The 26,260-nt window shown below is 41.8% G+C and carries 31 protein-coding genes and 1 pseudogene; 24 read left to right on the plus strand and 8 right to left on the minus strand.

Features of this window, described 5'->3' with window-relative positions; translation table 11 throughout:
- Positions 1 to 714 precede the first annotated feature (714 nt).
- Together FO447_RS04350 and FO447_RS04355 are read left to right on the plus strand one after the other, a co-directional pair.
- Positions 715 to 963 (plus strand): hypothetical protein, encoded by a 249-nt coding sequence (locus FO447_RS04350; RefSeq protein WP_147380055.1) that lies wholly within the window; start codon positions 715 to 717, stop codon positions 961 to 963.
- Between the two features lie 170 nt (positions 964 to 1,133).
- Positions 1,134 to 1,547: a hypothetical protein gene (locus FO447_RS04355; RefSeq protein WP_117695804.1), complete on the plus strand. Its 414-nt coding sequence runs from the start codon at positions 1,134 to 1,136 to the stop codon at positions 1,545 to 1,547.
- 101 nt (positions 1,548 to 1,648) lie between these two features.
- Here FO447_RS04355 and FO447_RS04360 read toward each other — a convergent pair whose 3' ends face one another.
- The gene (locus tag FO447_RS04360; protein ID WP_234699059.1) at positions 1,649 to 2,206 is read right to left on the minus strand and encodes an STM3941 family protein; all 558 of its coding nucleotides are present in this window, start codon (positions 2,204 to 2,206) and stop codon (positions 1,649 to 1,651) included.
- 505 nt (positions 2,207 to 2,711) lie between these two features.
- Here FO447_RS04360 and FO447_RS04365 point away from each other — a divergent pair.
- From FO447_RS04365 to FO447_RS04400, 9 genes and pseudogenes are all read left to right on the plus strand, one after another.
- Entirely contained in the window at positions 2,712 to 3,404 is a 693-nt protein-coding gene (locus FO447_RS04365) for an XAC2610-related protein (RefSeq protein ID WP_200757860.1), read from the plus strand.
- Positions 3,405 to 3,793: 389 nt separating this feature from the next.
- Positions 3,794 to 4,417, plus strand: a complete 624-nt coding sequence (locus FO447_RS04370) for an XAC2610-related protein (RefSeq protein WP_117695848.1) — start codon at positions 3,794 to 3,796, stop codon at positions 4,415 to 4,417.
- 435 nt (positions 4,418 to 4,852) lie between these two features.
- Positions 4,853 to 5,026, plus strand: a pseudogene (locus FO447_RS15945) (recombinase family protein); the annotation flags it as partial.
- Between the two features lie 29 nt (positions 5,027 to 5,055).
- Positions 5,056 to 5,748 (plus strand): XAC2610-related protein, encoded by a 693-nt coding sequence (locus tag FO447_RS04375; protein WP_200757862.1) that lies wholly within the window; start codon positions 5,056 to 5,058, stop codon positions 5,746 to 5,748.
- Between the two features lie 411 nt (positions 5,749 to 6,159).
- Positions 6,160 to 7,530 (plus strand): DUF6624 domain-containing protein, encoded by a 1,371-nt coding sequence (locus FO447_RS04380; RefSeq protein WP_234699060.1) that lies wholly within the window; start codon positions 6,160 to 6,162, stop codon positions 7,528 to 7,530.
- The gene (locus tag FO447_RS04385; protein ID WP_117729795.1) at positions 7,527 to 8,009 is read left to right on the plus strand and encodes an ORF6N domain-containing protein; all 483 of its coding nucleotides are present in this window, start codon (positions 7,527 to 7,529) and stop codon (positions 8,007 to 8,009) included. Before FO447_RS04380 ends, FO447_RS04385 begins: the two co-directional genes overlap by 4 nt.
- Positions 8,010 to 8,106: 97 nt before the next feature.
- A complete protein-coding gene (locus FO447_RS04390) occupies positions 8,107 to 8,589 on the plus strand; it encodes an energy transducer TonB (RefSeq protein WP_200757864.1) in 483 nt (160 codons plus the stop codon).
- A gap of 404 nt (positions 8,590 to 8,993) precedes the next feature.
- Positions 8,994 to 9,134, plus strand: coding sequence for a hypothetical protein (locus FO447_RS04395; protein WP_181976548.1), 141 nt, complete (start codon positions 8,994 to 8,996; stop codon positions 9,132 to 9,134).
- A gap of 5 nt (positions 9,135 to 9,139) precedes the next feature.
- Positions 9,140 to 9,475: a hypothetical protein gene (locus FO447_RS04400; protein ID WP_200757866.1), complete on the plus strand. Its 336-nt coding sequence runs from the start codon at positions 9,140 to 9,142 to the stop codon at positions 9,473 to 9,475.
- Positions 9,476 to 9,680: 205 nt separating this feature from the next.
- On the opposite strand, the gene FO447_RS04405 is transcribed toward FO447_RS04400, so the two are convergent.
- Positions 9,681 to 10,829 (minus strand): hypothetical protein, encoded by a 1,149-nt coding sequence (locus tag FO447_RS04405; RefSeq protein WP_200757869.1) that lies wholly within the window; start codon positions 10,827 to 10,829, stop codon positions 9,681 to 9,683.
- A 511-nt stretch (positions 10,830 to 11,340) separates the two neighbouring features.
- Here FO447_RS04405 and FO447_RS04410 point away from each other — a divergent pair.
- The 3 genes from FO447_RS04410 (at position 11,341) to FO447_RS04420 (ending at position 12,761) form a co-directional block, all read left to right on the plus strand.
- A complete protein-coding gene (locus tag FO447_RS04410; RefSeq protein ID WP_200757871.1) occupies positions 11,341 to 11,949 on the plus strand; it encodes a hypothetical protein in 609 nt (202 codons plus the stop codon).
- A 19-nt stretch (positions 11,950 to 11,968) separates the two neighbouring features.
- Positions 11,969 to 12,148, plus strand: a complete 180-nt coding sequence (locus FO447_RS04415; protein WP_200757873.1) for a hypothetical protein — start codon at positions 11,969 to 11,971, stop codon at positions 12,146 to 12,148.
- Positions 12,149 to 12,341: 193 nt separating this feature from the next.
- Entirely contained in the window at positions 12,342 to 12,761 is a 420-nt protein-coding gene (locus FO447_RS04420; RefSeq protein ID WP_118201088.1) for a hypothetical protein, read from the plus strand.
- A 227-nt stretch (positions 12,762 to 12,988) separates the two neighbouring features.
- Here the strand turns inward: FO447_RS04420 and FO447_RS16255 are convergent, their stop codons facing one another.
- Positions 12,989 to 13,213 carry a copper resistance protein NlpE N-terminal domain-containing protein gene (locus tag FO447_RS16255; RefSeq protein WP_367379691.1) on the minus strand — a complete coding sequence of 75 codons (225 nt, stop codon included), beginning with the start codon at positions 13,211 to 13,213 and terminating at the stop codon, positions 12,989 to 12,991.
- A gap of 349 nt (positions 13,214 to 13,562) precedes the next feature.
- On the opposite strand from FO447_RS16255, the gene FO447_RS04430 reads away from it, so the two are divergent.
- The 8 genes from FO447_RS04430 (at position 13,563) to FO447_RS04465 (ending at position 20,461) form a co-directional block, all read left to right on the plus strand.
- Complete coding sequence (locus FO447_RS04430; protein WP_118201086.1) at positions 13,563 to 13,787, plus strand: hypothetical protein; 225 nt, start codon at positions 13,563 to 13,565, stop codon at positions 13,785 to 13,787.
- 336 nt (positions 13,788 to 14,123) lie between these two features.
- Positions 14,124 to 14,267 (plus strand): hypothetical protein, encoded by a 144-nt coding sequence (locus FO447_RS04435; protein ID WP_182429251.1) that lies wholly within the window; start codon positions 14,124 to 14,126, stop codon positions 14,265 to 14,267.
- 422 nt (positions 14,268 to 14,689) lie between these two features.
- On the plus strand, positions 14,690 to 15,049 hold the full coding sequence (locus FO447_RS04440) for a hypothetical protein (RefSeq protein WP_200757875.1): 360 nt from the start codon (positions 14,690 to 14,692) through the stop codon (positions 15,047 to 15,049).
- Between the two features lie 400 nt (positions 15,050 to 15,449).
- Positions 15,450 to 16,046: a hypothetical protein gene (locus FO447_RS04445; RefSeq protein ID WP_200757877.1), complete on the plus strand. Its 597-nt coding sequence runs from the start codon at positions 15,450 to 15,452 to the stop codon at positions 16,044 to 16,046.
- 195 nt (positions 16,047 to 16,241) lie between these two features.
- Positions 16,242 to 16,772 carry a hypothetical protein gene (locus FO447_RS04450; protein ID WP_200757879.1) on the plus strand — a complete coding sequence of 177 codons (531 nt, stop codon included), beginning with the start codon at positions 16,242 to 16,244 and terminating at the stop codon, positions 16,770 to 16,772.
- A 33-nt stretch (positions 16,773 to 16,805) separates the two neighbouring features.
- Complete coding sequence (locus FO447_RS04455) at positions 16,806 to 17,195, plus strand: hypothetical protein (protein ID WP_117588149.1); 390 nt, start codon at positions 16,806 to 16,808, stop codon at positions 17,193 to 17,195.
- Between the two features lie 122 nt (positions 17,196 to 17,317).
- On the plus strand, positions 17,318 to 19,876 hold the full coding sequence (locus FO447_RS04460) for a hypothetical protein (protein ID WP_200757881.1): 2,559 nt from the start codon (positions 17,318 to 17,320) through the stop codon (positions 19,874 to 19,876).
- A gap of 24 nt (positions 19,877 to 19,900) precedes the next feature.
- A complete protein-coding gene (locus FO447_RS04465; RefSeq protein WP_200757882.1) occupies positions 19,901 to 20,461 on the plus strand; it encodes a DUF5675 family protein in 561 nt (186 codons plus the stop codon).
- 68 nt (positions 20,462 to 20,529) lie between these two features.
- Here FO447_RS04465 and FO447_RS04470 read toward each other — a convergent pair whose 3' ends face one another.
- From FO447_RS04470 to rsmG, 5 genes are read right to left on the minus strand one after another with little or no spacing between them, the layout of a single operon-like run.
- Positions 20,530 to 21,039 (minus strand): hypothetical protein, encoded by a 510-nt coding sequence (locus FO447_RS04470; protein ID WP_200757883.1) that lies wholly within the window; start codon positions 21,037 to 21,039, stop codon positions 20,530 to 20,532.
- Positions 21,040 to 21,069: 30 nt separating this feature from the next.
- On the minus strand, positions 21,070 to 22,560 hold the full coding sequence (locus FO447_RS04475; RefSeq protein WP_200757885.1) for an ATP-binding cassette domain-containing protein: 1,491 nt from the start codon (positions 22,558 to 22,560) through the stop codon (positions 21,070 to 21,072).
- A 5-nt stretch (positions 22,561 to 22,565) separates the two neighbouring features.
- Entirely contained in the window at positions 22,566 to 23,141 is a 576-nt protein-coding gene (ruvC, locus tag FO447_RS04480; RefSeq protein WP_006846693.1) for a crossover junction endodeoxyribonuclease RuvC, read from the minus strand.
- Between the two features lie 39 nt (positions 23,142 to 23,180).
- Positions 23,181 to 23,825, minus strand: a complete 645-nt coding sequence (locus FO447_RS04485; protein WP_200757887.1) for an MBL fold metallo-hydrolase — start codon at positions 23,823 to 23,825, stop codon at positions 23,181 to 23,183.
- 44 nt (positions 23,826 to 23,869) lie between these two features.
- Complete coding sequence (gene rsmG / locus FO447_RS04490; RefSeq protein ID WP_040552760.1) at positions 23,870 to 24,496, minus strand: 16S rRNA (guanine(527)-N(7))-methyltransferase RsmG; 627 nt, start codon at positions 24,494 to 24,496, stop codon at positions 23,870 to 23,872.
- A 185-nt stretch (positions 24,497 to 24,681) separates the two neighbouring features.
- Here rsmG and FO447_RS04495 point away from each other — a divergent pair, with 185 nt between their 5' ends.
- Complete coding sequence (locus FO447_RS04495) at positions 24,682 to 25,365, plus strand: HAD family hydrolase (protein WP_200757889.1); 684 nt, start codon at positions 24,682 to 24,684, stop codon at positions 25,363 to 25,365.
- A gap of 38 nt (positions 25,366 to 25,403) precedes the next feature.
- Entirely contained in the window at positions 25,404 to 26,222 is an 819-nt protein-coding gene (panB, locus tag FO447_RS04500; protein ID WP_022120572.1) for a 3-methyl-2-oxobutanoate hydroxymethyltransferase, read from the plus strand.
- Positions 26,223 to 26,260 lie beyond the last annotated feature (38 nt).

Here is a 26,260-nt window from a genome sequence, read left to right on the forward strand (position 1 = left end):
ACTCTATGTTTCATGTGGCGCATCTCTATGTTTTCGCGGTATAGAAGCTGTGTTTTTGCTGTAAAAACAGCATATTACAAAGTAATAACCTATTTACAGGAAACGTGTTCAGTATTCAGTATTCAGTTTTTTTCGCTGTTGTTACCACTCTCTGTAAAGATAGTATATTATATATATAATAATATATATATAATATAAAATAATTACTTACAATTTATAACCATGAAAAAGGTAACTATCGCGAAAAAAACTGAATACTGAATACTGAACACCCTTTAGGCACTAATTAGTTTACTCCGCAAGGGGTATTCCATTCGGGATGTGGCAAAAGTTAAGTGGAAGGGGCGTGAGTATGGTGCAACGAGTTAAGCGATTAAAAATACACAATCATAGCAATAAAACTATTAATTTTACGTTCTTTTCAAAAAAGGGGTTGTGCAATAGTGGCTTAAAGGCTAAAAGCACTACCTTTGAATGCAGTTAAATATGGTAATGTTCAAAGTCACAATTTGTGATTTTGGAAAAATGAATATAAATATGACAGATAAAATAGAAAAAAGGGAGAGCAGCGAACTGTGTATATCACATAGGTGCATCCATTAAGGACTTAGGCAAAAAGTGGTTTGGTTTCTCCAAGATGGAGATACTTACACCAGACGAATTGGAGGAAAGAATCAACAGGGAATAAGAAAAAATCAGAGCTCTCTATTGAGTATGGAAGAACTTTTCAGATATTATTTGGGGAATATTATTATTCTTCGTATCGGTACAGGCTTACGCTATCTATGGCTACGCTTTGTAAGGCATCGCAAGATTTCTTACCGAACCCTTTATGAAGGTAGTAAATCGAAAAAAACATCAGAATTATCTAATTTTGAGAATGAAATGTCAAATCGGGCATGGGGATGTGGCTTTATGCTTTTTGTGATATTCTTAATTATATTTTTACGCAGATTTTTATAATAGACATACAAAAAAAATGATTAATCACAACAAGGCTGCCTCGGAATGGATGTGGTGAAGAACATTTTGCCATGTAATGCTCATTAAGATAATGGTAAAAACAAAAAGTGAAATGTTTATTTTTGCAAACATTGATATGATAAGCACTTTAAATTTGAATTGGAAACAATATGAAAATTAAAACATTATTTAAAACACTTTTTTGTGCAGGGTTAGTTTTATCTCTTGCTTTATATTTGTTATATTTACATGGTAACCAGATCGAAAGAACTCAGAAGTCTATTGTAGATTATCAGTATAATGGATATGAAGAAAAACTTAATTATAAACGTTCAAATACAATTTTAATAACATATAAATCAAAACAATATGCATTACATACGGGAGATCGAATTTTGGACAAGATAAAGTCAGGGTATTTTCCTAAATTATACTATTCTTCTAAAACTGATTATCTTTTTTTTGAAGGAGATTATTTGCCTGTCGGTTATGCCCAAGCAGCTTTAATTTTCACGTTCATCTTTTCAGGTATCGGAACTTTAATCTGGAGGAAACAACTTGATGATGATATTAGTAAAATGTAAAAGTATCCAAGGACTATATTGTTTATTGAAGCGGAATCTCTCCTAATCCGCTTTTCAATAAAGTATTTGTCTTGTGCTATAAAAACTCAACAGCACAATTATTAATTGCAGTTCGACCTCCATATTTTCATTCGATAGTTCAAAGTATTGCATATTTCCTTACCCCTCATTGTCAGATTTTGCACGAGGATACTTTCTATTGCTCCTGATACAGACACATTAAATTCCATCATACGTTGGGTTAGACATGAAGCATTTTCCATCTTACGCATCAAAGTTTTTGTACAATAATCAATGGCTATGTAGTTGTTAGAATATATACTAATTAGGCGAAATTGCTCCACATCTTTAAAATAGATTGTTCGATATGTTCTCTTGCGCTGTTCGTAAATGTCAAGCCTATCGTCATGGATTATCAAAAATGGTATATGAGTAGTTATGTTATACAAAGTCATCATAAACATAAGCATTCCGCCACAACCAAAAAACACCATGCTTCCTATACCGCCAAATACTTTTGTTGGCCATGAGGTATTAGCATCATGGAGTATGAAATATCCACCTGCAGCAAAAGCGAAACAACCAACAGTCAGAAGAATATTCTTCCAAAGGCTATGGTATATTCGTATCTCTTTTATATTTTTATCGGTTTGTTTCATCTTTTTATATCGCTTTATTGTTATTACATAAAGTACATTATTTAAGCAACAAAGTTTGTACTTTCTTACTATAAGAACGTGTGTAAATTAGAATTATTGCAATGCTTGCAATAAAAAGTAGCCAAATTAAACAGAAAGGATATTTTGCATTGAAGCGGAATCCCTCCTAATCCGCCTTTCAAGATAAAGCCTTTGTCTTGCGCCCAACCAACGTAGGACAATGGCTTTTCCTTTGTGGGCAGCAGCCAACGGCTTCATCTCCTGTTACGCTTCGCTTCATCTGCACTTTTTTTGGTGAAAACAACCTGAATCAGAAGAAGACCTTCTCGAACACCGTACCGACGGCACCGATGCCTTCGAAACGCTCTATATCGGCTGCGAGAAGTTCCCACAGCACGATTTATATCCAATTGCTATTGGTGGAGTAAGAAAATTGCTAATTTTTGCAGAAAATAAAAAGAAATTCTGTATTTTTGTCGCAATAAAAATAAAAATAAAAAGAAGTATGAAAAAGATAGTTTTTATTCTACTCATTTTTTGTAGTTTTCTTGTTGTATGGGGATGCAATAAGAATAAAACGAAATGTGTTCTACAGAAAGAAGCAACTTCTGATTCTTCTATGAGAAGTAATGACGACACTCTAAGCCTTATGATAGAACATGAGGTTGACGATGTTGATTATGGCGTGATTATAAAACGTGGCGACAAGACCATTCATCGCTTCGGATACAAATATCCTGAAGATGATGATCTTGTACCAAATGAAGAACGTATTGATAGTTGTCTGTTGACTGACTTGAATTTTGACGGTATAAAAGAAGATGTGCTGTTTTATTTGGGTAGCTTTGGTGCTTCTGGCACTAAACATTTTGATGCATGTGTTTGGAATCCTAATACTGAGCATTATGACAAAATTGAAGAATTCAAAGATATTCCAAACCCCAAAATCAGCGACAAATACAAGTGTATTCTTTCAAAAGTGCATGTTTCTTCCGCAGAGAACGAATATGCAAAATATGTATGCACCAATGGACATCTCATTAAGGTTGCCGAATTGAGACAATATTGGAAAGGGAACATTTATCCAGAGCGAGACAGGGCTGTTTATGAAGAGCATTTTATTAAAGCTAATGTTTGGAAGAGAAACTTGAAACTAAATCAAATTAGCGATTTCTGGAAACCGGTCGTACCGTTTTGATTATATCCAATTGGAGTTGGTGGGGTCATATAAAAATAAAAGGAATTATGGGCAAATATTGCTTTCCATAATTCCTTTCTAATATTTTTTCTTTTTAATGAGTTGTAGATATTACCTTTTTCCCAGACAAATCATATATCTGTTCTTCCTTTTGTGGACTTATTGTAATGTTATTGACTCCTGTTGTCGGGAAATCATCCGTTTAAGGGGTAAATACGGTACAACGAGTGAAACGATTAATAAAAGTACAATCATCGCAATAATACTATTGATTTTACGTTCTTTTCAAAGAAAGGGGTTGTGTGATAGTGGCTTAAAGGCTAAAAGCACTACCTTTGCATACAATAATAAAAATTAACGCAATGAAATGATCAAAATATTTAAAGACAATGAAAAGAATTATCGATAGTACATTAGTAATACTTTCTTTGATGTTGATCTTCGGTTGCAAGGAAAGTAAGGTGGGGCAGGGAAACCCTACCAAAGACAGCATGTCTATTGACACCGATAGTGTGATTTCGGGCAAAGTTTTTAACAAGCAAGATATTGCATCGGAAGATACGCTTAACGCTGTTATAAGAACACAATCTCCCAAGTCCAAGGATTTCGATTTTGAAGTATTTATTATGCGAGGGGAGAAAACTGTACAAATTATACCTTTCTCTTATCCGAAGGACGATACTTTTGACCCAAATGGTGGCCGGAAGGATAGCTGTCTGATGGCTGATGTGACGTTTGATGGCAATAAAGATCTGTTGGTATATTTGGGACAATTCGGAAATCAAGGTGTGGAATATTGGGATGCTTATGTCTGGAATGAAGTCAAGCAGAAGTTCTTGTTTGTTCCATCATTCCATGATATTCCCAATCCTACGCTTAACAAAAAAGAAAAGATTATAGAATCTTTCAGCCGTGGTTCTGCCGTTGATTATGAGTTTGGAAAATGGAAGTTCGAGAAAGGAGTGTTTGTACAAAAAGAACTTCTGTCACACCCTCCGAGAGAGTGTGAGTAGTGTTATTCTCCGTTCATCACCACTTCATGGCCTCCTTGGGAAGCAACAACTTCGTGCTTTCTCTAAAGGTATGGATTCAAAAAACAGACGCAACAAGTGATAAAAAGATAGGGAACGCAGTGCGTTCCTATCTTCGTTTCTATTACTTGCCGATGCAGACAGTGAAGGAAATACACGCATGGAGGGAGTTCTTAACATCCAACAAAATGCTGATAATACAGAAGTTTGGTATTTGTTGCCTTTCAAAGATTATAGAGAAGTTGTCTTGGCTACATTCTATAGTGACGGTGAGAGTATCTTTAAAGATGTGACAGATAATTATAAGAAGACTTATCCTCACATTTAAAAGGTCGAGCTACAAGCCATTTGCGCAATAAAGGAATTGGAGCGGGACAAATAATTGATAGAAGTAAGTTACATTTATATCTGAATAAATTGCAACATTGTGGCATTAACCTTTACATTCAAAATGAACAGCTTATATTATTGGACGAAGAAGGACATCCGTCCCTCTTTGCCCCGATAATGATAGCCACACTTTCGACCTGTGCGCAATTGGAACGTGATAATATCTCATTCCGATTACAGTCAGGAAGGAAGCGGTTTGTATCTTTGTCGCAATAAAAATAAAAAGAAGTATGAAAAAGATAGTTTTTATTCTACTCATTTTTTGTAGTTTTCTTGTAGTATGGGGATGCAATAAGAATAAAACGAAATGTGTTCCACAGAAAGAAGCAACTTCTGATTCTTCTATGAGAAGTAATGACGACACTCTAAGCCTTATGATAGAGCATGAGGTTGACGATGTTGATTATGGAGTGATTATAAAACGTGGCGACAAGACCATTCATCGCTTCGGATACAAATATCCTGAAGATGATGATCTTGTACCAAATGAAGAACGTATTGATAGTTGTCTGTTGACTGACTTGAATTTTGACGGTATAAAAGAAGATGTGCTGTTTTATTTGGGTAGCTTTGGAGCTTCTGGCACAGAATATTTTGATGCCTGCGTGTGGAATCCTAAAACTGAGCATTATGACAAAATTGAAGAATTCAAAGATATTCCAAACCCCAAAATCAGCGACAAATACAAATGTATTCTTTCAAGAGTGTATGTTTCTTCCGCAGAGAACGAATATGCAAAATATGTATGCACCAATGGACATCTCATTAAGGTTGCCGAATTGAGACAATATTGGAAAGGGAACATTTATCCAGAGCGAGACAGGGCTGTTTATGAAGAGCATTTTGTTAAAGCTAATGTTTGGAAGAGAAACTTGAAACTAAATCAAATTAGCGATTTCTGGAAACCGGTCGTACCGTTTTGATTATATCCAATTGGAGTTGGTGGGGTCATATAAAAATAAAAGGAATTATGGGCAAATATCGCTTTCCATAATTCCTTTCTAATATTTTTTCTTTTTAATGAATTGTAGATATTACCTTTTTCCCAGACAAATCATATATCTGTTCTTCCTTTTGTGGATTTATTGTAATGTTATCGACTCCTGTTGTCGGGAAATCATCCGTTTAAGGGGTAGATACGGTGCAACGAGTTAAGCGATTAAAAATACACAATCATAGCAATAAAACTATTGATTTTACGTTCTTTTCAAAAAGGGTTTGTGCAATAGTGGCTTAAAGGCTAAAAGCACTACCTTTGAATGCTGTTAAATATGGTAATGTTCAAAGTCACAATTTGTGATTTTGGAAAAATGAATATAAAAATGACAGATAAAATGAAGAAAAGTATTTTTATATTGGGAGCAGTTGTGCTTATGACATCATGCTCTACAAAAAATCAGACTGAATACACAAAATACATTAGGGCAATAACCAAGGATGTACCATTTCCTGTGAATGGTTTACGCACTGTTGATGATAATATGTATGTATTTGAAGGAGTGAACAGCTGTGAGGTTCCTGATTATGAGATCAGCAAGGATGGAGTGTTGACTGTAACCAGGACAACTTTGTGGAAGCTACCAAAGAATGATGTTGAAAACATTTGGCGAAATCTATATTTCAATAAAAGACAACACCGACTTGTTTGTGTTGACAGAATAAATAAGGCTGGTAAGACAATACTGGGAATAATGTATGTCATGCAGACAGAATCTAAGAAATGGCCAGAGAAAGGTGTTTATCATTGGGATGTAACTGATATGCATAATATGCAGTCTGTAGCTATATCTTTGGAGGATTTCAAGAACAAGAGCATCAGAGTGATGCAGTCTGGTACTTTACCTGATGTGGAGGAAAGTCGGAAGTACAATAGTCTAATATCAAAAGCTGATTCATCCTACATGCAGCAGAATTATCAAGAAGCTGAACGATACTTCACCCATGCATTTGATTTTAAAAACTACGTTCGCGGCCAGCATCTCTATAATGCTGCATGTGTGGCATCACTGGCAGGTCATAAAGATGCTGCGTTCTGGTTTCTTGAGGAGAGAATGAAAGCTGAACCAGAATGGTATAGTCTGAACATAGAAACTGACAAAGATCTGCTCCCTATTCATGATGATGTGCGATGGAATGAAATCATGAATGCGATGCATGAGCGTCAGACAAGGAAAGAAGCCAACTACGATATTCCTCTCCGCAATCAACTGCTCGAAATAGCAAAGGATGACCAAGCCATTCGACAGGAATGGAGGATGACATCAAGACAGCAGCCACAAGACAAGGCAAAGATAGATTCCATTTTTTCCGTAATGGCTACGATTGACAGCATCAACCAACAGAAGATTTTTAAAATCCTTGATTCACGTGGATTTGTCGGTAAGGACAAGGTTGGTGATGCATGTAGAGCTTATTGGCTTGTTGTTCAGCATTCATCGGTCGAGATGCAAAGGAAATATCTGCCATTGTTCCTAAAGGCTGCAGAGAGAGGTGATATTCCTCGTGAGAATGTGGCGATGATGGAAGACCGTATCTGCCTTTTCGAAGGTCGTCCACAGCGATATGGCACCCAATTGGAAGAAGACAAGGACGGCAAATGGCATCTTTACAAGCTGGAGAATCCTGAGAAAGTTGACGAATACAGGAAGTCTGTAGGTATGGGAACGTTATCAGACTATCTTAAAATGATGGGAATCAAATTATGATAGACAGAGACTTGGCAGAACTTTATGGAGTGGAAACCAGGGTGTTAAATCAAGCTGTAAAGCGTAACATAGAGCGATTTCCCTATGATTTTCGTTTTGAATTGAGTAGAGAAGAATGTTTGAGGTCACAAATTGTGATCTCAAATGGAAGAGGCGGCAACCGCTATTCAACTTATGCTTTTACAGAGCAAGGCGTGGCAATGCTTAGTAGCGTTCTTCGTTCACAAACAGCTATTGAGGTTAATATTCAGATCATGCGAGCATTTGTTTCCATGCGTCACTTTATGGTAAACAATGCTTCTGTTTTTAGTCGTTTGGAAACGATGGAATATCATCAGTTGGAAATCCTGCAACATCAACAAGATACCGATAAGCACATTGAAGCAACCAATAAGCGCATAGACGAGGTGTTTCGCAGATTGGACGAGGGCAATGCAAAGCCGAAACAAGGTGTGTTCTACGTTGTCAGAGTTAGTTAACGCCGAGGATTGCATAAAGGCTTTCCAAGCCATATGTTTAATTCAAATTTAATCCACTTTTAAAGTGGAGTCATAGATAAAATCATATAGAATAAAGATGAAGGAATTAGTGGGTATTATATTATTGACAGTTTTGGTAGTATTTGGTTCATGCAACTCCAATACTAATGTGTCTCTTGTGGAAACATCTCCGCAACTATTTGATGTATGCCAAGTAAGCACAGGTAATCCAGACTATAGAAATAAAGAGTTGTTTATAAACGAATTGAAAAGAAAATGTAAATATCCTATTGAGTTTCAAAAAAATAATTTGGAGGCATACGTTGCTATTGAATACAAGACAGACCAACGAGGATATATTGTAAAAAAAAGAGTGGTTATTTGCGACAATAAAAAATTCAAAAAGACAACAATGGAAACATTCAATCAAGTTAAAACTCTCAAAATAGCCACAACAGAGAAAATAGATACAATCTACTTCCAATACAAGATACAAGGTTCACAAACTTTAATCCATTCAAAAGTAGATGTAAAGATTATCGGCTATGGCTACAATAATAAATCAATTTTAATGAAGTAACTCGATTTATCATAATTCACTACTGTCCAATAAAAAAGGCAATTCAAATACACGTTCTTCTTCAAGTGGGAATGGTTTTGGTTCTTTTGGAAGTGGAAGCAATAGTAGTAGTCAGGATTTTAATAGATGATTGTTTATGAAGAAACTGTTAATAATTTACTTGATTATATCATTTCTAATGGTTTTTGTTTATGCTATCTTTGTGGTAAATGCGTATGTTAGTATAAAATACGAGGTAGAAACTATAGATAATGATGCTATCATAAATATGGTTTACCAGATATTCGATACTGGTGTTACTATAAATTTTATTTGGTTTGCCATAAATACGATAATAATTTTGGGCTTGTATATAAAGCTTCGTCATAAGTGAAAAATAATATGATTATGCAAAAGATTGCATAATGTTAAGTATTGAACTTGGAACAGAAATCCTAAAGCAAGGAACTAATTTAAAATTATCTGGAGCCGAAAGGATTACAGATATGATAATTGAAAAGAAACAAGAAGAAGTCAAAAACGATAGTACTATTTGCAAAAAGTAATAATTATGAACGATATTTGTCTTTGGGGAATATTAGCGTCTATAACAGGAATTGCAATAATGTTTTCTGTTATTAAGCACAAAAAGTCGGTAAGTGCCATAAAAAATGGCACTTACTTGATTTTTTCAATTTTGATGATATGCTTAGGAATAACAACCATCTTATTTAAAAGATATGATAGTATTTGTGCAATATCCTTTGGTATTACATTCCTAAATATCACATACAAAGACAGGCGTAATTACCCACCGAGTTTTACAATAAGCTATATTGATTATCTTAAAGGATATTTTGTTGGTTTTGGGTCTATAATGTATGGTTTGTTTAGAATTTTTGAATAAATAATCAAGTAATATGTCACGACTTATAAAAAACGTGAGTAGCAAAATTGCTATCAACGTTTTTTATAAGTCGCATATTTTTTACTTTTTCAACACATAAAATTTTGTAGTCTCACCCTCTGGCTCATTACCAACAGAGTCTGTTAATACAATAAAGATGGTATCCTTCACCTTGTATTCAATCTGTACAGGTCGAAATAGTTCATCATTTCTCGCGCTGTGCGAATCGGCAAGCCTCGATGAGTTTCTGCTTCAGCTTGCCACGGCCAGCCATCACAGATTTATTTTGCTTCAACACGCTGCTAGGCCAGCCATCCTCGAAGCAGGTCACACTGAGATACTCCGAGGTCTGGGCATCTTGGTCAACTGCCTTGTCTATCTCCTTCTTAAACTCGTCGTTCAAGTCCTTGATGTCGCCATCATGATCCTTGCCGTCCTCGGTCTTCTTGCCCTTCAGTCCTTCCGTGAAGGCACCCATCAGTCCGCCCATCACCTTCTTCACAGTCTCCTTTGGTATCACGCTGACCACCTCGCAGGAGATTGTGTAGTTGCCATTCTTCTCTAGGCTGGCATTGATATAAGTGTCGTTGGCGTAGCTATCCTTGGTGGCATCCTCGTGCTCGTGATGCTCGCCCACGGCATATTGGCTTCCGTGGCAGGCGAAGAGCAGTTTCAGCTCCTCCAGGTAGCCCTCCACCACCTCGTCGGTGTTAGCCTGGTTGCCTATCTTCATGAAGTCTAAACCTATCGCCTTCTTCATTGCCTGCATGATGGGCATGGAGGCGATGTCCTTCATACTCGCCTTGAAGAGAGCCTTTGCCTGCTTCTTGATTTGCGAGAGATTGGTAATCTTGGTGATGCGACCGTATTCATCGGTCTCAAAGTTGATGGTGGTGCCTATCACGCTCTTGGCGGTGCGCTCCGCTATCATGGCCATCATCTTGTCCCGGAAGTTGTCGCCCACCGAATCGGCCTTTACGTCCAGGAAGGTGTAGCTCATCTTATAGCCCTTGCTGGTGGAATCGTTTACCACGAGGCGCACCTGGGTGGATACGCCGAGCGTCTTCACCGTGTCCTTGCCGTCCACCTTCCACTCATTCTCATATATCCAGTATTCGCAGGTGTCGCCCTTGCAGAAGTAGGCCACCACATTCACCACCGAGTCTTCGCCAGCAGTGTCCACTTCCAACGTGTCGGAGTTGTTCGATAGCCATTGACTATCAGTGATTTTCTTGGCAATCGATACCGTGTCCTCTACCTTAGGCGACATTTCTCCGCCCTTCACGATGCTGTGGTTGGCGAGCAGTCCGCAAGCTATTATGCAGCTCATCACTATCAACGAGATTTTCTTCATAAGTTTATTTTTTATGTTGTTTATTCTTCAAGTTTTTATTTTCTCGCTGCAAATTTACGATTTTTTTTTGTAAAAAAAGCCAAGCTCCTAAAAAAAACTGTAAAGTTAACCCAAGTTTAACAGTAAGTACGGTACAACGAGTGAAGCGATTAATAAAAGTACAATCACAGCAATAAAACTATTGATTTTACGTTCTTTTCGAAGAAAGGGGTTGTGCAATAGTGACTTAAAGGCTAAAAGTACTACCTTTGAATGCTGTTAAATATGGTAATGTTCAAAGTCACAATTTGTGATTTTAGAAAAATGAATATAAATATGACAGATAAAATAGAAAAAAGGAGAGCAGCGAACTATGTATATCACATAGGTGCATCCATTAAGGACTTAGGCAAGAAGTAGTTTGGTTTCTCCAAGATGGAGATACTTACACCAGACGAATTGGTGGAAAGGATCAATAGAGAGTAATCAATACGCAATATTTCAAGAATATAAATATTAAAAATTACGAATTATGAAAAAAATACCATCTATAAGGATTGTAGTTTGGGGAATAGCGGTATTATGTACACTATTCTTGAGTTCATGCAAGCGACCAGAGGTCTTAGACAATAGTACTCTTGTAAATAGCGCAAGAAACGTGGCTTTGACCTTTGGTCCTGCGTATGTTCCATATTTTAAAGAGGCTAACGTATCGGATGTTCAAGTTTTCAAAAAGGAGGATTACGGAGGAGACAGCCGCCCTCAAATAAGAAAACAGATAGGAAGAAAGTTCTATACTGTAACTTTTACATATGATAGTACTGCCGTTAAATTTGATTTTGGATTTGCAGCAAGAGTCAGAATATGGAAAGATACAGGGGAACCATTAGATGTTATATTTGGTAATGGTTGGGGAAGAAATTTTTTCTTTTTAAGTTTTGAGGAACAAACAGATCATTCTGCAAATGACTATGAGAAAGTGGCTTCTGACTCTATTGTTAAAGTACCATTGCAAACTGTACATGAACCAGAGAACATTTGGAACTCCAATGCTGACAACAAACAAGACAGCTTATCAACGAGAGACTTTTCATCCCATGGCTTTGTGGAAGACAAGAAGGCTATTACAAAAAGTTTTTAAAGAGTTCAACAAGTTTTGCATGGGACAGAAGCTCTTTTCCAAGTCGTACATCTCTATTGATGGAAGCAAGTTTAAGGCTGTAAATGCTAAGGACAACAACCTTACTCTAAGCAAACTCGATGACCGAATCAGAAAGCCAACGAAGGCTTTTGTGTCGGTCATGATGAGCAAACAGCTGTTGATGCGGAGAGCCATCTGATAGCAGGCTTCCAGGTAAGCAACAGTCCAACAGACCATGGTCAGCTTACAAGCGTAGCATCTGAGGTGAAAGCCGATTATGGTGTTGACGTTCTATAATCTACAGCAGACAAGGGGTACGAGTGTCCCGAGGATCATGCAGATGCATTGGCTAATGGTATCGTACCAAATTAAAAAAGTTAAGAAATAAAATTATGACAAAAAAAATATCGCTTATATTTTTCTTTCTCTTTTTTATACAATATTTCATAGGACATCAATCCAATATGTTAGCTAAAGGTATTAAATCTTATGTCGGAAAGTTCGAACTTTCCGACATGAAAATATCTTTAAGACTTACTATTGAAGATAATAGAAATGGAACGCTTAACATTTCCAAATGGATAAAAAGTAAGGGAAAGAAATATAAAATTGAAGAATTCTATTTTACTTCATTTGAAGCCGACACTTTGATATTGTCAGGAGAATTATTATATGATATAAAATATTTAGTAAAGAAACAAAAACGTAGTTGTTTTATTTATCCTATAAACTCTTTACCTGACGGCGTCCTTTTCTGTGATGAAAATACGAAAAGAATTGAATTGATAGAAAAAAAACATAGTAACAAGTAATATGTTTTTAACAATTAATTCGTGGGCATCACCTATGTTGTCCACGGATTGTATTTTAGTATTCAAACTTTATGCTTTAATAGTGTTTTCTTTAGCTCATTGCTGAAATAAAATAAGTATAAAATAAACTGTGCCAAGCTATATCAATTATAGTTCTGCACAGTTTATTTACATTTCATCCTTTCTTCTTAAGAGAATAGTTCTTCCGATTCTCTTTTTGGGGGGCATTACCAAACGAATCTATCAGAATAATATGGTTGACATCCCTCACTCTTATAAAATAGATTGTCCCCGTTCGAAGGATACACAAGCATCAGGATGTTGTAGTCAAGCACATGGAAAGAACCTTTTAACCATTCCTGTTTGTTCTGCTTTTCATTGTATGACTGTATCAACAAATAGGTACCATCAGCATTTAATGTGAGTGTTGTTTCAACATTAGGTGGTAACACTCCGTTATAAGTTCCAGCTATGGAATCCAAGCTAACTCTATTTTATAAAGCATATCATTCGATTTTAATTGAAATATATGCGTGTCGCAAAGTTTTCTATGATTATTTAAATATAGCGTAATACGTATAAAACCATTGATAGATCAGTATTTTGAGATAATGCTGCAATTCTATGCAATAAAATCAAATGTCAATCGTTCTTTAGATAAAACATAAAATAAAGACGTATGAAAGTATCAACAAAACAAGGCTATAAACCGCCTTAAAATTCGTCAGGGCTTATCAGAGGAAATTTCCCTTGTATCTTTGAAAGTTTTTCCATATAAAATCCAAGCACTACGGGTTAGGGATGATTTATCCAGACGAGGAGAAGATTACTTACTCTTACAATCTCGGTGGTCAGCTTGAGAAGGTGCATGGCTACAAGTCATACGGCTACGACTATGTGAGCAAGATTGACTATGACAAGTTCGAGCAGCGCACATATTTGAAGTATTGCAACGGTGCGGAGACCTTCTACACCGTAAGTTATCTTGCTTACATACCTTTACTAAAATTTAAAATATTGTTATGAACAAAATAATAAAAATATTATCAAGCTTAATTTGTTTTGTTTGCTTCGTCATTCATGATTGGATCGATTATTTTAATGGCTTTTTGTTTTTTTTGCCAAATCTTCCAGAATCATTAATATCTGAAAAAAAGTGGGAAAGAATATTACGCAAATTAATCAAAAAATCATAACATTATGAATGTGAACTAACCAGTCTTTTTAGGGGATATTGATTAGGGCACGAAAAACCGCAAAGAAATTTTTAGGTATCACTGAAAATCCCAAAAGAGTCCAAAGACAAAGCAATTCAACTTGTTCAGTTCTCCTTCAGGGCTGATGTGCAAGCGAGAGAGTCGTATGTACGACGATGAGTCAGCATGGCATAACAAGTTCTACAAGGAAGTAACCTCCAAGGTTGACGAAGACATTTTCAAACCGCTCTATACAACAGAGCGAGAGGATAATCGTGTCGGGTGTCCTCCTGAACGGGCTCCGTTATAAGTTCCAGCTATGGAATCCAAGCTGGCTCTATTTCCCAAAACTGCCGTATATTCTTCAAGCTTATCAGCACACCTGCCTCTAGCGTAATGAGGCTGGCGAACGAGTGTCGTCCCGAATGGTAGGAACAGGTAAGTCCGTTCTCTTTTCCACAAGCACATCGAAAGCCTTTTGGATGGAAAGCAACAACTGCTCGATGTCCTTGTTGGTCTCCACTGCTTCCTTGCTTTTGTTCTCCTTTGGCTGCTTTAGAGCTTTATGTTAATAAAACTACAATCATAGCAATAATACTATTGATTTTACGTTCTTTTCAAAAAGGGGTTGTGCAATAGTGGCTTAAAGGCTAAAAGCACTACCTTTGAATACTGTTAAATATGGTAATGTTCAAAGTCACAATTTGTGATCTCAAAAATAAAGATAGAAATATGGCAGATAATATAGAACATCAAGATAAAGGAGAACTGGTCGCAAATTGCGACCGGTTCTACAGCCATCGCCTCAAAGCGTCATGTGCCACCAATGGCTACTTTTATAAGCTCTATGCACCATTACAGGCAAATCGTCCGCAAACTGCGGACAATTTCAAATTGCTTTTTCTTATTCCTTGGGACCACCATCGTCGTATCATAGATAAGTGCAAGGGCAATGGCGCAACAGATAACCAAAGACCCTTCAATGCCCACCTCCATGCCTATGTGGTATATAAGAAAAATTACGGAATGCAAGCCGCAGTGGTTCTCAACCTCATGCATAAGGGAAAGGACTTGCTGGCTTTTATGAAGTAAATATAAGTGAGTTTTTCCGCCTCTCTATGTGTTAGCGAACTTATTTTGAGGCTAATTCTAATCTATAAATAAATACCTAAAAAAAAGAAAGTAAAATATGATGAAATCGGAGACCAACTGTCCCCTAAGGGTGTATTCCCTTATAGCTCTCCTGGCATTTGCTTGTACCAGCAAAATTGTTAGCGCAAACAAATTCTAACGTCCTCTACTAAGGAACGAGCGACAAAGAACTTATTACTAACTATTATAAATTTCGAATTATGGGGAGATTTATAATCAAGCTCTTGCGCTTGATACTGAAGTATGGGCGATTCGGCCTTTTTTGCGTGGTCATTCAATTGAATGGCAACAGCAAGTATATTGAGTATATTTACAATTTGAGGCGTTCCCTCCTATGGATATGAGCATACACGTACACATACTGGTAGATGTTGCCATGCAGGAAAGAGATTATCATGATGCGCTCGTAGTACGTCGCTTCCTGGAGACCTTTAACAGAATAGACAATCATTTGGTTGAAGCTGAACTTCCTAGGCTTGATGCCTATATCGCCACTCTGGATGGCTATTATGAATACCTAGAACAAAGGAATAGAAAACCATTAAAGAATGGTACCAGAGTCGGCCGAAAAAGAGAGTACCTTTTTGTGACTGATGAAGCATCTTCTTTAAAAGATGAAGAGACGACCGCCGAGCAAGCCTCTTTATTTATAGAATTTCTCACCCTAAATGGCCTAAATTCAATGTCTACCAGTGCTAGCAAGTCTTCACCAATGAATATCGCAATATTTGCGTTTATCAGATATTGGAGAAGGAAGGGCATCCTGGCACCGCAGCATATCGTTAGTGCCAATGCCATTTATCGATTTCTTACCGATGATTGCCATATACGAAAAGAAGTTACGATAAAATCGTTCAACAATGTCTTCAATCATTATGAGGACATAAAAAATCAAGAAATGGATGATAAAGTGGCTGATTTCTTTGCCCATAGATGATTTTTTTTATGGGACAAATATTAATCCTATTTTTCCTATTTTTCCCAAAGGTGTTTTTGCCCTATCTTTGCACCCGTAATCAGACAAGCAAAGTCTGATTGCGGGCGTTTTTTGTTTATAGGAATCCGGTACCGTTCCTGAAACAGAAATTTGGCGAATAACTCGCAGCCCAACCCTTTAATATGATATATTGATATGGCAGAAAATGCTTATGTGTTTTATCATCCGCAGTATGGCGGATTGAGAGTGGTGAACAACGACGAAGGTTTGTTCTTTTGCCTCGAAGACCTGGTTGCCATCACTGATATCGGCAGAGATACATTGTTCCCGGTATTAGCCGACACGGAGGGAAAAGTGGTCGAAATATATGTGGAAGCGGAAACCAAAAAGGTTCCGAAGGCTTTTAAACAACGTTTGTTTTTCGGTGAATTCTTTGGCAATGCTGACAAGGTGAAACAAAAATGTGGAATAGCTTGGAGAAGCATGATATTCGTTGACTCTCAGGTGGTGAGAGATATGACCATAGGCTGTTCGAAAGATCCTGAGCGTAAGTTGTTTTACAAGTGGGTCAAGGATTATATCCAGCCTGTGATGGAGGACGAAGGTAGATGTTGGCGTCATGAATGTGTCATGATGAAAAGAATCTGTTATGACCCTCTAGAAAAGCCGATTGACATCCGATATGCTGCCGACGGCCTGTATATCAACGATATGAGAATCAACTGACATTATTCATCTTTTAAACAAGTTATTACGATTATGAAACAAGCAGCAAAGAAGCAGCTCCTCAACGCCCAGAAGGTGGACGGAGCCATCATCAGTGAAGAAAACGGTACCATCGCCTTCCGCAAGGCGCCATGGAACGATACCGAGGTTATCTGCGAACAGCCTAAGGTGATACCGGGCAGAATGGTATGCTCTGGCGAGAAGGGAGGCGATGAGTTCGACTTCAAGCCTTATGAACGTACGGGCGAGAAGCTTTTCGAGGAAATCTTCAAGACCAAGCATGCCGTGGTGCGCACCACCAAGCGCACGGTGCAGGTGAACTATACCTTCAGCCGTGACCTGGACAAGCAGGACATGCTGCGCTACCTCAAGGTAGAGCACAAGGAACTGATTGCCGGATTCAAAGATAATGTTGAATGTTGAGTGTTGAATGTTGAATTAGGCTAGCGCCCTTGCGACCGTTAGGCAATTCAACATTCAACATAAAATTCAACATTCAACACTCAACATTCAACATTAAATTCACCATTCAACATTCAAGAACGATGGAACATATTATAGCATATAATCCGTACAAGAATGGCAATAAGGGGAGCGTAAGCTCCCAGCCACTCTCGGTCTACGACAAGACCATCGCTTATCCCTGGATGGCAGAACTGGTAGCTGCCATCCGTGGGGGTAACGATGAGCTGAAGAAGCAGCTGCCCTTCCGCTGCGCTCACTACTACCAGTTCCGAGACAACAGGCGTTCGCAGAAAAATGCCGTGCCCGAAAGCTTCCTCTTCCAAACCACCATCGACGTGGACGACAAGGAATATGTGGATAAGGCGATAGAGAAGGCACGGGAGCTGAACTGCAGCGACACCATCTGGAACGGAGCCTTGCTGCACCTGGAGTACTCAGCCCGCAAGAAGTTGCACATCGACATCCGCATGCCCATCGGCATGACTATCGAGGAGACGCAGCGAGCCTATTGCGAGGCGCTGGGCGTGCCCTACGACGAGAGCTGTATCACGCCAGAACGCATGCTCTTCATCACCGACAAGGCGTCGGAAATCTATCGCTCGCCCCACTGGTACGAGGTGCTGCCACAGGAAGAGCTGAAGAAGCGCAGACAAGCCTACCTGGACCGTGGGCTCACTATCGACGGGCGAATCCAGCAAGGCACCCAGCCAAAACCACTCAACATTCAACATTCAAAATTCAACACTCAACAAAATGTTCAAGACCATCGACTTCCGGGCTCTGACAGCCATCACGCTGTTTCTGCTGGCTCTGCTGTTCAGCCTGCCCAACCTTGTGATAGCAATGCTGCTCATGCTGCTCATCTCAGCCCTGCTGGAGCTCATCAGGATGCTGGCGCTGTGGCAACCGGCAAGAACCTAGCAGCCTTCGACCTCTTCCGCAATGCGGCAGGTCTGAAGGATGTAGACATCAACACCCCAGGCTCGCGTCACTCATCGCTCCTGGCGATTATGAGCGCAGGCGCATCGAGAGTGATGCCCGAAGAGGAACTGAAGGCGGTGGTGGCGCAGAAGATGCCTGCCTTCTCGCAGGAACGTGACTGCCAACAGCTCATCCACGACTTCTATGCGAAATATGGTGACAGTTCGAAGCCGATGTCGCAAGCCGTAATCCGCATCAATGCTCAGGCTGAGAAGTCCTCCCAGAAGGATGCCGTGACATTCAAATCCGCAAGTTCCGTGGGTTCCGAGGGCGGCACGGATTCCAATGCGGAAGATGATAAATTAGCTCCACCTCCGATGCCCGAACATCTCCCAAAACTCGTGGAGCTGCTGTTATCGAAGACACCGGACGTATACAAGCCAGCCGTGGCACACGCCATCTTCCCGCCACTTGCTACACACCTCTGTAAGACCACCTTCAAGTATATCGACAACGTGGAGCACGAGGCTACCCTGATGTGCTGTCTGCTGGCGGGTACGGGCGCAGGCAAGAACTGTGTGCAGATGCCCATCAACATGATTATGGAGGACATCAGACAGCGCGACCGTGAGAACCTGCAACGGGAGAAGGAATGGAAAGAAGAGGTGACACGCAAGGGCGCCAACAAGGATAAGCGCAAGCGTCCGGAAAACCTCATCATCCAGGAGATAGACGCCGATATGACCAATCCAGCTTTCGTTATGCGCACGGCTGAGGCTCAGGAGCATTTCCTCTATACAACGCTCAACGAGATAGATCAGTTCGACGCCCTCAAGGGACAGGGCAACCAGCAGTTCAAGATTATGTGCCTTGCCTTTGATCCTGGAAACTCATACGGCCAGACTCGCGTGGGCACATCGAGTATCACCGAGCGCATCACCATCCGGTTCAACTGGAATGCATCAACCACCGTCCAGCTGGGGCAGCGATATTTCTCCAAGGTGCTCACCGACGGACCTATCAGCCGCATCAACTTCTGTACCATCCCGGAGCGGGAAATCGGTGCCGAAATGCCAGTATACGGCGAATACGACGATGCCTTCAGAGAGGCGCTCAGACCGTACATAGAGAATCTGTGCAAGGCGTCGGGTAGGATAGACTGTGCTGAGGCTTTCGCCCTGGCAGAAAAGTTGAAGGATGAGAACGCCGACTTTTCGCGCATGTCGCAAAACAGGGTGTTCGAGAATCTCTCCTTCCGTGGCAACGTTATTGCCTTCCTCAAGGCTTGCGTGCTATACGTGGCAAACGGCTGCAAATGGGAACCCGAAATAGAAGAGTTCATCAGATGGAGCGAGAGCTACGACCTGTGGTGCAAGATGATTTTCTTTGGTGCCAGCATAGCCAAGGCTAATGAGGTAGGAGAGAAATCGAGCAAGCGAGGACCTACCAACCTGCTGCAGCAATTGCCTGACACATTCACTTATGCACAGGCTGAAATGGTACGTCTGCATAACGACTTCGGCAAGAAGGGTACGGTGACGATGCTGAGAAACTGGGTGAACCGCCATTATATCGAGAAAATCCCTCCGAAGGGAGTAAATGCCGACGGAGCTGACGGAAAGCAGGGCGGAAAGGTGTTCAGTATTCAGTTATTCAGTTTTAAGAAGCTATTATTCCGTTCTGACGGACTCGACCTGAGATGTTTTAGCGCAAAATAGTTTAACACTTAACATTCAAACAAAATGGAAATAGTATTAAAGCGTATAGCTAAAAAGGGAACTTATACCATCGGCAGACTCTATCTGCTGACCGATGCAAGCGTAAGTCGTAACTCGCTGCCCGGCAAGAAGAAAGACGACAAGTGCAAATTGATTCATACCTTTGACAGCCAGCTGCTGTCCAAGGATACATATCTCTGCGATACCATGGAGCCTACATGGCGCAATCTGTTGGGTATCAAGCTAAAGCCAGAGGAAGTGGATGCCCGCTATAGCCGCAAGAGCGGCGTGAAGGCGCGTAAGATACCTGGCCATACTGCCATTCCTGAGGGTACTTATCCTGTGGTCATATCGTATTCTCCAAGATTCAAACGTTGGTTGCCATTGCTGGTGGGTGTGCCGAATTTCGAGGGTATCCGCATCCATGCAGGCAATTATCCTGACGACACACAAGGCTGCATCCTTGTTGGAGAGAACAAGTTCGAGGGCATGGTGGTGAACTCCCGTATCTGGCTGCAGCGGCTCATCAACGCCATGACAGCGGCGCGCGACCGAGACGAAAGTATCTGGATAACCATCCTATAGACAAACAGCATCCCTGCATAAGGGATGCTGCTAATCTGTTTTTATATATTTTCTGACTGAAAACGTTCTTAAAGCTTTGACCAGTCGATGCTGCGGATAAATGCCAAGGTTGAAACCCAATCGCAGTCGAGGCAGAAAGGAGTAGGAACATCCGGGGTGTTGTAATAAGCCAGGGTAAACTCTGTATCTTCATCCTTAAATGCCTTGTGGTCGATGGTTGCCTGCTTGAAAAACTGGGTAACGAGCGGCTTGTTCTTGTTTGAAGCCTCCTTCAGTCGCCTCTGATAGAGCGTAATATAAACGCTCATGGCGTAGGCCTGCTCGTTGAGATAGCGAACCTTTATGTTCAAGGTGTCCTTGCTCAGATTCTTGTCGAGCATTACATACGGTGGCAGAATCTTGCTGCGCATGTAGGTCATTGCGTCAAACTTGAAGAGGGCTGTACGGCGCTCGTCCATGCTCTTCGTGGTGTCGTTGATGATTGCATCAGAAGTGCGGAGCACCTCGTTTAATACATCCTGGGCGCTTGCCTTAGCTATGCTGAGGGTGAGCGCAAATAATAATATTATGTATCTCATCTTTCTGAAATTATTAATTATCAATTTTTTTTAATCGTTGGTGTGGCGCAAGAGGAAGATGCTGTGGTCGATGCACGCTGGCAATTCTTCCTTATAATGCGTTACCATGATCATGGTTTTGTTCTGGCGGCGACAGAAGGCTTCGATGACGTCTTTTACAAGACGGCGGTTGCGGTTGTCGAGTCCGTGGAGCGGTTCATCGAGAATCAGCAGTTCCGGATCCTTGACAAAGGCACGAGCCAGGAGAACGAGGCGCTGTTCGCCGCTGGAGAGCTTCAGGAAACCACGGTCTTCAAGACCTTCCAGTCCGAAGACTTTCATCCAGAAGCGGCACTTGTCCATATCTTCTTCCTTCGGCTTTACATAGAGACCTACGGAATCCATCAGGCCGCTTGCCACGATGCGGATGGCTGGCAGGTCGCGCTGGTAAGAGCGGTGAAGCTCAGGAGATACGTAGCCGATGTGTTTCTTGATGTCCCAGATGCTTTCGCCGCTGCCTCGAGGATTGTTGAAGAGGGTAATGTCGCAGGCATAACTCTGCGGATTGTCGGCACAAACCAGACTGAGAAGTGTACTCTTTCCGGCTCCGTTCTGTCCGCTCAAAGCCCATCGCTCGCCGTTCATCACGGTCCAGTCGAGGTCGTTGAGGATGATTCGCTCGCCATACTGTATGCGTACCTTGTTCATCTTCACCACTTCCTGGGTGTGATATTCGCGGTCGCTGTAAGGCTGGTCTACGATGGCCTGTTCCATCTCCGGGCTCAGCACATGGGCAGGCACGGATTCTCTGCCGGCAAGATATTCGGCGAGGGTTACCTTAGGCAGAACCTTCATGTCCTTCACTTCTACCACGTGGGTGATGAAGTCGGGAATGTCATCGCTCTTGCTCAGTACGAGGATAATCTGCAGGGCTCGCTCAGAAGAGAGGGTCTTGAGCAGTTCCTTGAGCTGGTTGCGGGTTTCAGCATCGAGTCCGATAAACGGATTGTCCATGATGAGCACGCGAGGCTCAGAGAAGAGGGTAGAGGCAAGTTTGAACTTGCGGAGCTCGCCACTTGAGAGCAGGATGGTGTATTTGTCCATCAGGTGCTGCATGTGGAAGAGCTCGTAGATGTGCTGCTGCAGGGCTCTGCGCTCCGGTGTGTCTTCGCCGGCCATCTGGTAGGCTTCTTCCAGTTTATCCTTTACGATAGGCGTGTTTTCGTCTATCTCCAGCTGGTTCCAGCGCTGCTGCAGGAAATAAGTGCGGTCGTTATCGCCTCCGTAGGTGTCGCGGAAGGTAATATACTTGATGTTGTCGCTCACCATAGTCTTCCGGCTAGGTGAGAAATCGTAATCAGGATCGTGCATCAGGAGTGGGTGGCGACCTACGATGATGTCGACAAACATTGATTTTCCTCCACCGTTCGGACCTACGACAGCGATGTGTTCACCATCGCACGCCTCGAAGTTTACGGGTTCTGCCATACGCCATTCGGGCATACGGGTAACACCGTTTTTTATGCTAATAATCTTTTGCATCTCTCTTATTTTTTTATTCTACTCTGATTCTTTGTTGCAAAGTCTTTCCAGCTGCTGTAGTGCTTGGCATCGGTCTCGGGGCGGTTCATCTGCAGAAAGTGGCAGTAGGCTGCCCCCAGCGCATCGGTAGCATCCATGAACTTCGGCATTTCGTCTTGCTGAATATGGAGCAGTCGCTGCAGCATTCCCGCCACCTGTTCCTTTGAAGCCTGTCCCTGTCCGGTAATGGCCATCTTGATTTTGAGCGGCGCATATTCGTGGATAGGAACGCTGTGATGAATGGCGGCTGCGATGGCTACTCCCTGCGCCCTGCCCAGCTTGAGCATCGACTGCACGTTCTTGCCGAAGAAGGGAGCTTCTATGGCCATCTCGTCGGGCAGATAGCTGTCGATGATGCCGGTTACGCGGTCGAAGATCTTGCCCAGCCGGAGATAGGGATCGCTCTCTTTGCGCATGTCGATGACGCCCATCACCACCAGTTCTGCCTTGTTGCCGATGATGCGGATTACGCCATAGCCCATCACGTTGGTTCCGGGGTCAATGCCGAGAATAATCTTCTCTGTATTCGATTTCTTGATCATCACAAATAAATCTCCTGACTTTTTAAAAAGACGCTTGTTCTAGCGGTCCATATAAGGATTGTGAGCGAGCTCTTCGCCTATGCTGGTGTATTCGCCATGACCCGGGAGCACCTGGGTTTCGTCAGGCAACTGACCGAGATGGCGCAGACTGTTGATGATGCGGAACATGCTACCTCCAGGGAAATCGGTTCTGCCGATAGAGTTGTGGAAGAGGGTGTCGCCGGTGAAAGCTACGTGCTCTGCCTCGCAATAGAAGGTGACGGAACCGCTGCTGTGGCCCGGAGTGGCGATGACCTGGAACTCGTGGTTGCCGAACTTGATGACCTCTTCATCTTCGAAGAATCTGCCGATAGGCGGAAACTGGTAATCGAGCTGTATCTGATAGAAGGTTTCTGCCTGCTTGGCAAGTCCCTTCATCAGGTTTTCATCAGCTGCCGATACTTCCGGTTTCAGTCCGAACTCCTGATAGATGGTGTTGTTGCCGAAGTTATGGTCAAGATGACCATGGGTTACGAGCAGGTGAACGGGCTTGAGCTGGTTCTCCTTAATATATTGTGTAATAGCCGTGCGCTCTTCCGGATAGAAGGCGCCGCAATCGATGATGACGCATTCCTTGGTCTCATCGCTCACCACGTAGCAGTTTTCCTGCAACATGTTTACTTGAAATCTTTCTATATGTAACATTTCTTACTTTGAACTTTATGATTACTTTTCACTCTTCACTTCTACTACGCCGGAACGTAAACCAGTTGCTTGTCCTGACTGAACCATTCTTCATCGAAGAAAGTGCTGAGCGGAGTGATTTCTGAAATCTTGAAGTATTGCTTCAGTTCTTCTTTCAGATTACCGCCTTTCAGACACAGAAGTCCGTTAGGTAGAGCGTTTTGCCCCTTCTGCTTAAAGTTTTTCTTGATAATCTTCATCAGGTCAGGAAGCTGCATTACCGCACGGCTTACCACGAAATCGTACTTGCCTTTTTCGTCTTCTCCGCGCAGGTGTTCAGCCTTGAGATTCTGTAGATTGATGGCCGTAGCCACCTCGTTGCAGACTCTGATTTTCTTGCCCGTTCCATCTATCAGCTTGAACTTGCATTCAGGGAAGAGGATGGCGAGCGGAATGCCTGGGAAACCTCCGCCGCAGCCGAAATCGAGAATCTCCGTGCCCGGACGGAAATGGATGGCTTTGGCTATAGCCAGAGAATGGAGCACGTGGTGCTCGTACAGATTATCGATGTCCTTGCGGCTGATGACATTGATCTTGCTGTTCCAGTCGCGGTATAATGCATCGAGTGCCTCGAACTGCTTTTTCTGCTCTTCCGTGAGGTTCGGGAAGTATTTCTCTATTATTTCTATCATATAATTATATGTATTCTTCTTTATTTCTACTGATTTTTCTGCAAAGGTAGTGTAAAAAATCGGAAAACACGCTATAAAAACATCAAAATCTGTCAGATTATGCTCGTATATTAAGTTTTTTGCGTAACTTTGCACCCGTTTTCAATATAATTTAAGCAAAAATAGATAAAAACAGACAAGAAAATATGATAAAAGCAGCACTCTTCGATCTGGATGGCGTGGTTTTCGATACAGAATCGCAGTACTCCATCTTCTGGGGAATGATAGGCAGGGAGTATCATCCGGAAATGCCCGATTTCGAATATCGCATCAAAGGACAGACTCTGGTTCAGATTTACGACAAGTATTTCACCGATGAAGCCGTCTTCGCCCACATCGAAGGTTTTACAGGCGCAAAGGAGGAACAGGCTAAGATTACAGCCCGACTGGATGAGTTTGAAAAGACCATGCAGTATGAATATATTGCAGGGTTCGAAGACTTCATCAGCGACTTGAAGCAGCATGGCGTAAAATGCGCTGTGGTAACGAGCAGCAACATTCAGAAGATGCTGAATGTCTATGAACGTCACCCGGAATTCAAGGCTTATTTCGACCGCGTGCTGACCAGCGAGGATTTCGCCGAGAGCAAGCCTCATCCAGACTGCTATTTGAAAGGTGCAGCCTATTTCGGTGTGGAACCGGAGGACTGTGTAGGGCTGGAAGACAGCTTCAACGGACTGAAGGCGGTGAGAGCCTCAGGAGCCTTTACCCTAGGTCTCGCCACAACGAACAGCAGAGAAGCCATCCAGCCGCTATCCGACTATGTAATAGATGATTACAGAGGTTCCGGCTTTGCTGATTTGCAGCGCATCGTGGATGCTGCGAAATAGATTCAACGCAGAACAATAAATAAATCAAAATAAAAAAAATGGGATATTTATCTACTGACAAGAAGAAAATTACCACCAAGACCTTCGCGGAAATGAAGAAGGCTGGCGAGAAAGTAACCATGCTGACAGCATACGACTTTACAACAGCCGGAATTATAGATGCTGCAGGAATTGACTCTATATTAATAGGTGATTCGGCCAGCAATGTGATGGCAGGAAATGCAGACACATTGCCGATTACCGTAGACCAGATGATTTATCACGCCCGCAGCGTGGCCCGTGCCTGCCAGCATGCTTTCGTGGTTTGCGACATGCCTTTCGGCAGCTATCAGATCAGCAAGGAAGAGGCGCTGCGCAATGCTTGCCGCATGATGAAGGAAACGGGTGTAGACGCTCTGAAACTGGAAGGCGGCGTAGAAATCTGCGACACGGTTAAGGCGCTGGTTAATGCAGGAATCCCGGTTCATGGTCATCTCGGACTTACCCCGCAGAGCGTAAACAAGTTTGGCGGTTATGGCATTCGTGCCAAGGAAGAGGCTGAGGCACAGAAGCTTATCAGCGACGCCATTGCGCTGGATGAAGCAGGCTGCTTTGCCATCGTGCTGGAGAAGGTTCCTGCTAAGCTCGCTGCTGAAGTAAGCAAGAAGGTGAAGGCTGTAACAATTGGAATCGGTGCTGGTAACGGCTGCGACGGACAGGTTCTGGTTTATGCTGATGCACTCGGAATGACACAGGGCTTCAAGCCTAAGTTCCTGCGCCACTTTGCTCAGGTAGGCGAGGAAATGACCAAGGGTGTGAAGGCTTATATTGATGCGGTGAAGACCGTAGATTATCCTAGCGCTGAAGAGAGTTATTAACATTAACTCTCTTTTTAGCGAAGTGTAAGAGAGTATAA

Origin of the sequence: Segatella copri, assembly GCF_015074785.1 — a bacterium.
In the GTDB taxonomy this organism is placed as follows: Bacteria; Bacteroidota; Bacteroidia; order Bacteroidales; family Bacteroidaceae; genus Prevotella.